Raw genomic sequence first — 12,065 nt, forward strand, 5'->3', positions numbered from 1 at the left:
GTCCGCCCGACACCGTGGGAGGGTGGCAGGCGGGCAGGCGGGGCAAAAAGCCCCATCACGAGTGGGGAGAGGCCTCGGGGGACAGCGGGACGGCGCCCCCCTTGGCCGGCGCCACGGCCAGGGCCCGGGCCTGCTCCCGGGCGCGCACCCGGTGCTCCACCGTCCGCATCATCGGCGGCACCAGGAGGGCGAGGGCGATGGAGAACCCGGCCACCTTCGTCATGCCCCCCAGGGTGCCGTCCGGCAGGTCCGTCAACAGCTGCACGCTGACGAAGGCGCCCACCGCGGCGGCCATGTGCTGGATGGCGGACTGCAGCGACATGAAGCGCGCGCGCACCGGATTCTCGGGCACCCGCGAGGTGAGCGTGTTGTAGGCCACGTTGCGCATGCCCATGGACAGCATGAAGGCCATGAAGAGCACCGGCACCGGCAGCCACTGTGGGTAGTGCACGAAGCCGATGTACGTGGACACCACCGCCAGCGCCGAGCCCACCGAGCCCACGACGAAGGCGCCATGCCGGTCCACCAGCGGGCCCGACACGCGCAGCGTGACGAAGCTCACCAGCCCGCCCACGAAGTACGCGAAGCCGAGGCTCTCACGCGGGTAGCCCAGGTTCTTCTGCACGTAGGCGGAGATGTTGGGGACCATGACGAAGCTGGCCATCATCACCAGCGCCGTCATGACGTAGGAGAGCTGCACGTCGCCGCGCGAGAGCAACTCCCGCACGCCCACCGTGTGCACCGGCCGGCCCGAGTCCAGGTGGCCGCGCACCGCGGGCAGGTAGAAGATGGCGCCCGCCGCCACGAGCAGCCCCAGCACCGCCACCACCAGGAAGGGCGTGCGCCAGCTGCCCCACTCCGCCAGCCACAGGGCCATGGGCACGCCAGCAATCGATGCGATGGAGAAGGCCCCCATCACCGCGCCCAGCGCGCGTCCCCGCCGCTCCACCGGCACCAGGTCCGCGATGATGGACAGCGACAGCGACGTGGCCGGCCCACCGAAGATGCCGGCCGCCACGCGCGCCAGGAGCAGCGTGTACAGCCCCGTGGCGAGCCCGCCCACCGCGGTGGACAGCACCAGCCCCAGCATGGACACCGCCAGCGCCTTGCGCCTGTCATAGCGGTCCAGGAAGTAGCCGCCCACGAGCCCCGCCACGCTCGCCGCCGCCGTGTACGCGCCGCCGATGGTGCCGATGTGCGAGGCGGCGATGCCCAGCCCCTTCGCGAAGTCCGGCCCCAGCGGCATCACCATCACGAAGTCCAGGATGTTGACGAACTGGACCGCGCCGATGAGGAACACCACCGCGCGCTCGGAGACCTGACTTTGAGTGGCCATGTACGGCCTCTTCTCTAAGCCATTCCCACGCGCCGCGCACGTCTACACGCGGAAACGACGCACCTCGGCACGGAGGATTTCCGCCTGCCGCTGGAGGTTGTCGATGGCCTCCTCCAATTGACGCACCGAGCGGGTCTGGTGCTCGGACACGCCCTTGATGGTCTCCACCGCCTTGAGCACCTGCTCGCTGCCCTTGGTCTGCTCCTTCTGGGCGCGGTTGAGGTGCGTCACCATCTCGTTGATGCTCTCAATCGAGCGCGTAATCTGCTTGCTGCCGTGCGCCTGCTCCTGGCTGCTGCGCTGCACGTGGGCGGTGAGCGCCTTCATCTTCTCCGCGCTCTTCATGATTTGTTCGCCGCCCTTGGCCTGCTCGTTGGAGGCCTTGGAAATCTGCGACACCGTCTCGCTGATGCGGTGGATGGAGGCCGTCACCTGCTTGCTGCCGCGCGCCTGCTCCACGGTGGCGCGGGCAATGGCCTTCACCATCTGCGTGGACTTCTCCGTGCTCTCGTTGATTTTGCGCAGCGCCCCTTCCGCCTCGCGGCCGAGCTGAACGCCCTCCTCCACGTTGCGCACGCCCTGGTTCATGACGACGACGGCGTTGCGGCTCTCCTCCTGGATGCTGCGGATGAGCTCGGCAATCTCCTTGGTGGACGCGCCGGTGCGCTCGGCCAGGTCCTTGATTTCCTCCGCCACCACCGCGAAGCCCTTGCCGTGCTCGCCGGCCTGCGCGGCGATGATGGCCGCGTTGAGCGCGAGCAGGTTCGTCTGCTCCGCCACGTCGTCGATGACGTTGAGGATGTTGCCAACCTCGGAGATGCGCCGGCCCAGGCTGTCGATGACGCCCGCGGCCGTGCGGCTCGTCTCCTTGATGCGGTCGATGCCGGTGAGCGTCTTGCGCAGGGACTCCACGCCCGTCTTCGCGTCCTCGAAGACCTGCTCGGACAGGCGGGCCGTCTCCTTCGCGTTGGTCTCCACCTGACCAATCGCCGCGTCCATCTGGCTGATGGCCGAGGACGTCTCCTCCGTGGAGGCGGACAGCTCCTGGATGTTCTTGGCCACCTCCTTGATGGAGAACGTCATCTCTTCAATGGCGCTGGTGGTCTCCTCCACGCTGGCGGCCATGGCCTGGACGTTCTCCGCCACCTCGTCGTTGGTGGCGGCCATCTCCATGATGGAGGAGCTGCTCTCCTCGGCGCTCTGGTAGAGGACCTCGACGTTCTCGGCGATGCCGCGCAGCGAGGCCATCATCTCCACCATGGAGGAGGACGTCTCCTCCACGCGGGCCTGCACGGTGCTCGCGCCGGAGGACACGGTGGTGCCGGTGCGGTGAATCTGCTCGATGACGCCCGCCACCACGTCCGACACGCCGCGCACGCGGCCCAGCGTGTCGCGCCAGCTCTGGGCAATGCGGTTGAGCGCCTCGGCGAGCTTGCCCAGCTCGTCCTCGGTGCTCACGTCCACGCGGCCGGTGAGGTCCGCCTCCGCCAGCCGGCGCGCCATGCTCATCATCGCGTCCAGCGGCACGAGGATGAACGCGCGGGAGAGGAAGAAGGCCACCACCAGGAACAGCGCCAGGCCGATGCCGAAGGCCAGCAGCACCACGTGGCGCAGCGAGGACACCATGGAGTCCAGCCCGGTGAAGTCCACCACCACCAGCGACTGCCCCATGCCGCTCTCGCGCAACGACACCGGGCGGGCCACGGCCCTGTCTCCATTGGAGAAGCGGAAGCCGTCCAGCGGCGCGCCCGGCGAGCGGGCCCGGAGCTCCTGCTCGAACCAGGGCGGGGGCGGCGCGGGGTGGGTGATGACAATCCGGCCATCCGCGGCGACGACACCGAGCACCGCGAAGTCGTCGTCGCCTCCGTGCAGGTCTCCCAGGCCGGTGGACGAGCCCGTGTCGGACTGGGCGGCCAGCACCCGGGCAATCTGCTCGGCCTTGTCCTCGCCGTGCTTCAGCAGGCGACCCTCGAGATAGGCCTCCACCCGCGACGGGACGACGAAGAAGAGCGTCCCGAGGATGAGGGCGAGCACCAGGGCGAAGGAGCCGAGCAGCAGGCTTCGCAGGCCGGGTTTCTTGAAGCGGGCAGTCAAGCCCGGGCACTGTAGGGACTGAATCACCGGCAGGGCAAGAACCGGGGCCCCCACCCCGCCCCTCCGCCCGGTGGGGACCTGACTTCCCCGTGCCTGGATGCGTAAGGTTCTACGTGATGACCGCTACCCTGCTGCTGACCGACCCGCTCTTCCAGAGGCATGACCCGGGCCAGGGCCACCCGGAGTCCCCCGCGCGGCTGCAGCGCGTGCTGGGCGTGCTGGCGAGCACGCCGGTGGCGGGCACGCTGATGGCGTCGCCCCGCTCGGCCACGGACGCGGAGCTGGCGTCGGTGCACACCCCGGAGCTGCTCGCCTACCTGGACCGCCTGAGCGGGCACCCGGCGCAAATCGACCCGGACACGCAGGTGTCGCCGGACAGCGTGGACGCGGCGCGACTGGCGGCGGGTGCGTCGGTGCAGGCGGTGGAGGCGGTGATGAAGGGCCAGGCCAGCAATGCCTTCGCGCTGGTGCGGCCGCCGGGGCACCACGCCGAGCCGGGCCGGGCCATGGGCTTCTGCCTCTTCAACAACGTGGCCGTCGCCGCGGAGGCCGGGCGCAGGCTGGGCGCGGAGCGTGTCCTGGTGCTCGACTGGGACGTGCACCACGGCAACGGCACGCAGGCGGCGTTCTGGGGCCGGCGCGACGTCATGTACCAGTCCGTGCACCAGTACCCGTACTACCCCGGCACGGGCGCGGCGCCCGAGGTCGGCGTGGGCGAGGGCGAGGGCTACACCCTCAACATCGGCCTGCCCGGGGGCAACTCGGACGCGGACTACGGGATGTTGTTCGAGGAGCTGTTCCTCCCCGTGGCCGAGGCGTACCGGCCGCAGCTCGTGCTGGTGTCCGCCGGCTTCGACGCGCACCAGCACGACCCGATTGGAGGCATGGACCTCACCGAGCGCGGCTTCGCGGCGATGTGCTCGGCGGTGAAGTCCATGGCCGAGCGCGTGTGTGACGGCCGGCTCGTGCTGCTCTTGGAGGGAGGCTACTCGCTGGAGGGGCTGTCCCAGTCCGTGCACGCCTGCGTGGAGGTGCTCGCCGGGCGGAAGGACTCATTCCCCACCCGGCCCACGCACGCGGACGCGAAGCACGCGCTGAATGCCAGTCGCGACGCGCTGAAGCCGTACTGGTCCGTGCTGTAGCGGCCCTGTCACGCATGCTGCGGCTGCGCCTGCGGGCGCCGCACGTAGCGCTCCACGGTGCCCAGCAGCTGGTCCAGGTCCACCGGCTTCTTGAGGTACCCGGACACGCCGAGCGCGGCGACGTCCCGCGCGCTCACCCCCTGGCCGGAGACCACCACCACGGGGAGGGAGGCGAGCGTGGCGTCGGCGAGCTGCAGCTCGCGGAACTCCCAGCCGCTGATGTCCGGCATCATCAAATCGAGCAGGATGACGGCCGGGCGCGCGCCACGCCGCAGGAGCTCCAGCGCCTCGCGCCCGCTGCGGGCGAGCAGCACGCTGTAGCCCTCCATCTCCAGCACGTCCTTGAAGGCGAGCAGGATGTCGGCGTCGTCATCCACCGCCATCACGCTGTTCCATGGCGTCATGCCCCGTCCTCCCCGGAGACCATAAGGTGCGGACGGGCAGGCCCACATGCCATCGGCCTGGCGACGCAGCCCCCGGACACGTCCGTGGCCCCCTGGGGCTGGACGCCCGCCCGCCAGTCCACACGTCCCGCGACATTTGTGTCCCCCCTCGCGTCCAACCGTGCGAGAAGCCAGACGCACGGAGGAGCACTGCATGGCGGAGATGAGCTACCGGACGGCGCTGGTGACGGGGGCGTCGAGCGGCCTGGGACGCGGGCTGGCGCTGTGGCTGGCCAAGCGCGGCCTGCGCGTGTTCGCCGCCGGACGGCGGCTGCCCCAGCTCGAGGCCCTGTCCGCCGAGGCCCAGGCGGCGGGCGCCACCGTGGAGCCCCTGGAACTGGACGTCAACCAGGCCGAGGCGGCGATGGAGCGCATCCGCGAGCTCGACGGCGAGTGCAGCGGCCTGGACCTGGTCGTGGCCAACGCGGGCGTGGGCGGCGTCACGAACGGCAAGCGCATGCAGTGGGAGAAGGTCCGGAGCATCATCGACACCAACGTCACCGGCGCCGCCGCCACGCTGACGGCCGTGCTGCCGCGGATGGTGGAGCGGCGGCGCGGGCACGTGGTGGGCATCTCCAGCCTCGCGGCGTACCGGGGGCTGGCGGGCCACGCGGCCTACTCCGCGTCCAAGGCCTTCCTCGCGACGTTCATGGAGAGCCTGCGCGTGGACCTCGCCGGCACCGGCGTGCGCGTCACCTGCGTCTACCCCGGCTTCGTGAAGAGCGAGCTGACGGCGAAGAACGACTTCCCCATGCCCTTCCTCATGGAGACGGACGCCGCCGTGGAGCTGATGGGCAAGGGCATCCTCCGCGGCGACACGGAGCTGTCCTTCCCCTGGCAGCTCGCGCTGCCCACGCGCCTCGCGAAGGTGCTGCCCAATCCCCTCTTCGACGCCGCCGCGCGCCGGCTGCGCTGACGCCTTTCCGCCCGGAGAAAGCCCGATGACGACCTTTGCTCCACCGTTCGTCTCCAACTTCAACGCGCTCGCGGACCAACGCTCGCCGTTCTGTCTCGGCATCGACCCGTCGAAGGATTTGCTCACCCGCTGGGGGCTGCCGGACACCGCCCAGGGCCTGCGCGAGTTCTGCGACCGGCTGGCCGACGCCGCCGGGGACACGGTGGCGCTGGTGAAGCCGCAGAGCGCCTTCTTCGAGCGGCACGGGCCCGACGGCCTGAAGGTGCTCCAGCACGTGATGAAGCGCTTCAAGCAGGCCGGCGCCCTCACGCTGCTGGACGTGAAGCGCGGTGACATCGGCTCCACCATGGACGCGTACGCGCAGAGCCTCTTCGGGCCGGACAGCGCGTACCACGTGGACGCCGCCACCTTCACCGCGTACCTGGGCTTCGGCGCGCTGGTGAAGACGCTGGACCTGGCTCGCGCGGCCAATGCCTTCGCCTTCATCGTGGTGCGCTCGTCCAACCCCGAGGGCACGTCCCTCCAGACGTCGAAGGGAAGCGACGGCCGCACGGTGGCGGAGGCGCTGGCGGACGACATCCGCGCGTACAATGAGAAGCCCGGCACGGGCGCGCCACCGGTGGTGGGCGCCGTCATGGGCGCCACCCTGCCCGACAGCGACAGGGGCGTGGTGGAGCGGCTGGGCGGCACGCTGATGCTCACGCCGGGCATCGGCGCGCAGGGCGCGGGCTTCGATGACCTGAAGCGCCTGTTCGCCGGGCGCGAGCTGCAGGTGGTGCCCACCGCCACGCGCTCCGTGCTGGAAGCAGGCCCCGACAAGGCCCGCCTGCGCGACGCGCTGGAGCGACACCTCGAGCCCGCGCGCCGCTTCCGCGACGGCGCGAAGCGCTGAGCCCCTCGCGAAACACGAAGGCCCCGCGCCCTCCCGAGAGGGGCCGCGGGGCCTCGCATGATTCCGCTTCGACGCCGGACTACTGCGCGCCCATCATGAACTGGTCCACGTCGACCTGGTTCTTGTCGGGCACGGCGTCCTTGGGCTCCGTCCCTTTCTTGAAGAACATCAGCTCCGCGCCCTTGGCGCCGGGCGGGGCAATCTTGCCCGTCTTCTTGTCGATGTAGAGCCGCACCAGGTCCATGGACTGCCACGGGTAGAACTCGCCCTGCGGCCGGCCCTCCAGGGCGCGCTTCATGTAGTTGAGCCAGATGGGCAGCGCCGCGCGGCCGCCCGTCTCGTAGCGGCCCAGCGGGTGCGGGTTCAAGTCGTAGCCCACCCACGCCACCGTCACGAGGTCTCGCGTGTACGCGGCGAACCACGCGTCGAACGAGTCGTTGGTGGTGCCCGTCTTGCCCGCGGCGGGCTTGCCCAGCCTCGTGGCCGGGCCGCCGGTGCCCTGGAGCACCACGCCGCGCAGGAGGTGCGTGAGGATGAAGCCCGTCTCGGGGCTCATCACCTGCTCGCCCGGCTCGAAGAGGCGCGCGTAGCCGGCGGCCACGCGGTCCTGCAGCGGGGCCCACGGGTCGTCGAAGGCGGTGTGGTCCTCCAGCGTGCGGCCCCAGCGGTCCTCCACCTTGCGGATGAAGTACGTGGGCTTCTTGCGGCCGTAGCGGTTGAACGTCGCGTACGCGTTGGCCAGGTCCACCGGGTACACGCACGACGAGCCGAGCGCCGCGGAGAAGTCCATGTTCATGGGCGTGGACAGGCCCAGCTTCTGGCTCCACGCGGCCATGTTCTTCACGCCCACCGCGGCGAACGTCTTCACCGCGGGGATGTTCATGGAGTTGACGAGCGCGGTGCGCAGCAGCACGTCGCCCACGAACTCCTCGCTGTAGTTCTCCGGCTTCCACGACACCTTGTTGTCCGGGTCGTGCTCGACAATCGGCGAGTCGACGATGACGGTGGCTTCCGTCCAGTTGAGTTGCTCCAGCGCCGCCGAGTAGACGAAGGGCTTGAAGGAGCTGCCCGGCTGGCGGCAGGCCTGGAACGCACGGTTGAACTCGTTGTCGTCGAAGTCGTACCCGCCCACCATGGCGGTGAGGTACTGGCGGTGGGGGTCGATGGAGACGAGCGCGCTCTGCGCCTCGGGCGTCTGCTCCAGGCGGAAGAGCGTCACGCCCTCGTCCGGAATCTCCTCGGCCAGCTTCTTGTCCCACTGCTCCTTGTCGTCGGTGAGGTCCTTCTTCGTCACGTGGCGCAGGACGATGACGTCGCCCACGGCGATGGCCTTCTTCACCGACGTAATCATCATCGCCGGGTAGTAGCCCTCCGGGTTCACCTTGCGCGCCCAGCGCATGCCCAGCAGCGGCAGCCGGCCCGGGTACGGCCCCACCTGCACGTCCGCGCCCTTGCCGTCCGAGTCAATCGCGGTGACGACGCCGACGTAGAGCCGGTTCTCCACCAGCTCCTGCTTGCCCATGGCCTTCTTCGCGCGGTCGATGAAGGCCTTGATGTCCTCCGCCTTCGCGAGCTGCTGCACCGGCCCGCGCCAGCCCTGGCGCTTGTCCACGGAGAGCAGGCCGTCCAGCACCGCGTCCTGCGCGGCGCGCTGGCGCTCGCTGTCCATGGTGGTGAAGACCTTGAGGCCCTCCTTCAGCAGCACGGGGTTGCCGTACCGGTCCACCACGTCCTTGCGCACCTGCTCCACGAAGAACGGGGCGAACTCGTGGAAGACGTCCTCCACCGGGTACACCTTCACCGGCTCGGCGTTGGCGGCGTCGTGCTCGGCCTGCGAAATCATGCCCTCGTCGAGCATGCGGCGCAGCACGTACGAGCGGCGCTTGCGCGCGGCCTCCGGACGCAGGAAGGGCGAGTAGCGGCTGGGCGCCTGCGGCAGGCCGGCGATGAGCGTCATCTCCCCCAGCGTCAAGTCGCGCACGTCCTTGCGGTAGTAGTTCTCCGCCGCGCTCTGCACGCCGTAGCTGTGGTGCCCGAGGAAGACGTTGTTCAGGTAGAGGTAGAGAATCTCTTCCTTCGTCAGCGCCTGCTCCAGCCGGAAGGCGAGGATGGCCTCGCGAATCTTGCGGGTGAGCGTCTTCGCGGTGGCGCTCTTGTAGCCCTCCGCGGAGATGAGCACGGCCTTCGCCGTCTGCTGCGTGAGGGTGGAGCCACCCTGCACGCCGCCGGAGCGCAGGCCCAGCTTGGACGCCACCGTCTTGAAGCCGGCGCGCGCGGTGCCCAGCACGTCCACGCCGAAGTGGTCGAAGAAGCTGGAGTCCTCGCTGGCGATGAAGGCCTGCACGAGCCGCTTGGGGATGCGCTCGTACGGCACCACCTTGCGGCGCTCGTTGTAGAACTCGCCGGCCAGCACCGCGTCGTCGGTGTAGACCTCGGTGACGATGGGCGGCCAGTACTCGTCCACCTTGGGGATGGCGGGCAGCCCCTCGGAGTACTTGTAGTAGATGACCGTCACGGCCACGGCGGCCGCGGTGGCACCGGTGAGCGTCAGCCACGCAGCGGCCTTCAGGAGGAACTTCCACCAGCGCCCGTGAGGGACGCCGTCGAGCACCAGCTTCGAGCGGCTGCGGTCAGGAGTCTTGGGGTCGGCCATACGCGTTTCGGAACCTTGCGGGCTTCAGGGCACCAGTGCGGCCCGCTTGAGCACGTCCCTCAATTCCGGTGGGAGGGGGGCCTCCACGGCCACCTTCGCACCGCCATCGGGATGCGGGAATTCAATGCGCTCGGCGTGCAGGAACAGCCTCTTGAGCCCCCAGCGCGCCCGCACGTCGCGGTTGAAGGCGAAGTCACCGTATTTCTTGTCGCCCGCCACCGGGTGTCCGATAGCGGCCAGATGCCTTCTTATCTGATGGGTGCGCCCCGTCTCGATGGAGCAGGACAGGAGCGCTGCGTCGCCCGATTGCTTGACGACCTTCCACCGGGTGAGGGCCTCCTGCATGTTCACCCCGCGACGGGCCTTGGACTCGGCCGTCTGCTGGTGCTCCGAGAGGGGCAGGTCGATGACGCCGGAATCCTTGGGCATCCGCCCCTTCACCAGGGTGAGGTACCGCTTCTTCGACAGGCCCTCGGTGAAGACCTCGGTGAAGTGGACCATCGCCGGGCGGCGCTTGGCGACCAGGATGACGCCGGACGTCTCGCGGTCCAACCGGTGGGCGGGGGACGCGGCGAAGTCGTTGCGGACGGCCTTGGGGCCCAGGTAGGCGCGGACGTAGTCCACCAGCGTTCCGCCGGTGATGCCGCTGCCGGTATGGACGGCCATACCGCTGGGCTTGTCCACGGCCATGAGCCAGTCGTCCTCCTTCAGAATGACGAGCCGGCTGGGGTCCACCGGCGGGGGCGGGGGCTTTGGACGGTCCGATTTTGGACGGTCGTCGGCCGTGAGTTGGTCTGCGTCGCCGCGGATGGTGAGCACGTCTCCCTCGGCTAGCAACTGCTCAGGCTGGGCACGTTTCCCGTTCACCCGCACCTTCTTGGTGCGAATCATCTTGAACAGGTGGCTCACCGGAACATTGGGGAGCCTCTTGCGCAGGTGCTTGTCCAGCCGCATCCCGGCGGTGTCGGCTTCGATTCGGTACTCGATCATTTGTGCTGGCGCACGGACCAGACCACACGAATAATCCCCGGTCCATGGCGAAAGCCCCCAGTATCGAGAAGCTTCTTCAGAGTGGCTCGGCGGAATGGAACCGGATGCGCAAGTCCGGTCAGGTTCCTTCCGACCATACCGGCGCCACCTTCAGCCAACTGTTCTCCGCCAACACGGACCTCTCCGGCCTGGGCCTCGTCGGCTCCGAGTGGGAGCGGTGCGACCTGTCCAAGGTCAACTTCCGGGACGCGGACCTGTCCAACGCCTACTTCCACGGCGGCCGACTCCAGGACTGCGACTTCCGCGGTGCCAACCTGGAAGGCGCCACCTTCGAGAAGTTGAAGCTCCTGCGCTGCGACTTCACGGGCGCCAAGGGCCTGGAAGAAGTGGAGATGGACGACGTGGACATGGACCGCGTCGTCGGCCTGGACGGCGAGGAGGCCCCGCCTCCGCCGCCTCCGCCGGCCCAGGGCATCACCGCGTTCACCCGTGAGCAGCGCGAGAAGGCGCTGGGCGTGCAGGCGGCCGCCGTCATGCAGGGTGGTGAGCCGAGCGGCGACGAGCTGCCGCCCTTCCGGCCGCAGGACCCGCCGGGCTCGCTCTTCTTCCGCGCGCTCAAGCGCATGGCCATGCCGCCGCTGTGGGTGCTGGACGTGCCGGGCCTGCGCCCGCTCCTGCCGCAGCGGCTGCCCCCGGGCAGCTCGCTGGAGACGCTGTACCGCGAGGCGGTGAAGACGCGGCTGGAGAACAAGAAGCCGGCGGCGGACCCGGCGGTGGTGGAGCGCGCGCAGAAGGCGGTGCGCATGGGCGCGAAGGACGCTTCCGTGGCGGCCATGTACCTGCGCGAGGTGGGCGTGCTGCCGCTGGCGCGCTTCTCGGCGGCGCAGGTGCTGAAGGCGGCGCTGCGGGAAGAGGTGGAGGTGGATGACCTGACGGGCTCCATCGACCCGCGCACCACGGGCGCGCTGCTGGAGCTGCGGCTGGTGCACGAGGTGGTGGAGCACCTGCAGGAGGCGCGGCGCCGGCTGGCGGCCACGCAGCTCTACACGTCGCTGCTCGAGGCGGGCTTCAACCCGGAGAACAACTGGGAGGAGGCGCTGGAGTCGAGCGACCAGGCGATGGAGCTGGCGCAGGCGGCGACGGGCGAGGACCGCAACGCGCTGTTCGAGGGCTTCCAGGTCTTCGCGGCGCTGCCGGAGGAGGCGCGGCTGCGGCGGCTGGCGTACCTGGCCGAGTCCGTGTCCAACCTGGAGCTGGTGAGCCGGCTGCCGGAGGGCATGGAGCCCGCGTGGATCAACGGCCCGGAGACGCGCGAGTGCCATGACCGGGAGATGACGTACGTCCAGGCGCTGAAGGCGCAGGACATCCCGACGAAGGCGGCCGCGCTGGCGAAGGCGGAGCTCGGCGTGCCCGAGGGCGAGGTGCCCGAGGAGAGCGACGACGACCTCTTCGTCCACGTGCGCTGTGACGTCTGCGGCAAGGAGAAGCTCATCGTCCAGTCGCCGGACGTCTGACGTCTGAGTGAATGGCGAGGCCCGCGGGGCCGCTGTGCTCGGAGACGCTTCCGGGCCTGGCGGCCCCGTGGTGTTTCCGGGGGCT

General features: G+C 69.7%; 9 protein-coding genes. 4 read left to right on the forward strand and 5 right to left on the reverse strand.

Annotated elements, in window-relative coordinates:
- Positions 1 to 55 precede the first annotated feature (55 nt).
- Together ACVTJA_RS41480 and ACVTJA_RS41485 are read right to left on the reverse strand one after the other, a co-directional pair.
- Positions 56 to 1,336 (reverse strand): MFS transporter, encoded by a 1,281-nt coding sequence (locus tag ACVTJA_RS41480; protein ID WP_465828926.1) that lies wholly within the window; start codon positions 1,334 to 1,336, stop codon positions 56 to 58.
- A 42-nt stretch (positions 1,337 to 1,378) separates the two neighbouring features.
- Entirely contained in the window at positions 1,379 to 3,430 is a 2,052-nt protein-coding gene (locus tag ACVTJA_RS41485) for a methyl-accepting chemotaxis protein (RefSeq protein ID WP_465828928.1), read from the reverse strand.
- 116 nt (positions 3,431 to 3,546) lie between these two features.
- Between ACVTJA_RS41485 and ACVTJA_RS41490 the strand changes: the two genes are divergently transcribed.
- Positions 3,547 to 4,572: a histone deacetylase family protein gene (locus tag ACVTJA_RS41490; RefSeq protein WP_465828930.1), complete on the forward strand. Its 1,026-nt coding sequence runs from the start codon at positions 3,547 to 3,549 to the stop codon at positions 4,570 to 4,572.
- 8 nt (positions 4,573 to 4,580) lie between these two features.
- On the opposite strand, the gene ACVTJA_RS41495 is transcribed toward ACVTJA_RS41490, so the two are convergent.
- Entirely contained in the window at positions 4,581 to 4,976 is a 396-nt protein-coding gene (locus tag ACVTJA_RS41495; RefSeq protein WP_465828932.1) for a response regulator, read from the reverse strand.
- A gap of 193 nt (positions 4,977 to 5,169) precedes the next feature.
- Here ACVTJA_RS41495 and ACVTJA_RS41500 point away from each other — a divergent pair, with 193 nt between their 5' ends.
- Together ACVTJA_RS41500 and pyrF are read left to right on the forward strand one after the other, a co-directional pair.
- Complete coding sequence (locus ACVTJA_RS41500; protein WP_465828934.1) at positions 5,170 to 5,931, forward strand: SDR family NAD(P)-dependent oxidoreductase; 762 nt, start codon at positions 5,170 to 5,172, stop codon at positions 5,929 to 5,931.
- A 25-nt stretch (positions 5,932 to 5,956) separates the two neighbouring features.
- Positions 5,957 to 6,823, forward strand: a complete 867-nt coding sequence (gene pyrF, locus ACVTJA_RS41505; RefSeq protein WP_465828936.1) for an orotidine-5'-phosphate decarboxylase — start codon at positions 5,957 to 5,959, stop codon at positions 6,821 to 6,823.
- Between the two features lie 79 nt (positions 6,824 to 6,902).
- Here the strand turns inward: pyrF and ACVTJA_RS41510 are convergent, their stop codons facing one another.
- Together ACVTJA_RS41510 and ACVTJA_RS41515 are read right to left on the reverse strand one after the other, a co-directional pair.
- Positions 6,903 to 9,476: a penicillin-binding protein 1A gene (locus ACVTJA_RS41510; RefSeq protein WP_465828938.1), complete on the reverse strand. Its 2,574-nt coding sequence runs from the start codon at positions 9,474 to 9,476 to the stop codon at positions 6,903 to 6,905.
- 24 nt (positions 9,477 to 9,500) lie between these two features.
- Positions 9,501 to 10,466, reverse strand: coding sequence for an RluA family pseudouridine synthase (locus tag ACVTJA_RS41515; RefSeq protein ID WP_206725196.1), 966 nt, complete (start codon positions 10,464 to 10,466; stop codon positions 9,501 to 9,503).
- 44 nt (positions 10,467 to 10,510) lie between these two features.
- On the opposite strand from ACVTJA_RS41515, the gene ACVTJA_RS41520 reads away from it, so the two are divergent.
- Positions 10,511 to 11,980, forward strand: coding sequence for a pentapeptide repeat-containing protein (locus ACVTJA_RS41520; protein WP_465828940.1), 1,470 nt, complete (start codon positions 10,511 to 10,513; stop codon positions 11,978 to 11,980).
- Positions 11,981 to 12,065 lie beyond the last annotated feature (85 nt).

This window comes from Pyxidicoccus sp. M6 (assembly GCF_055568925.1).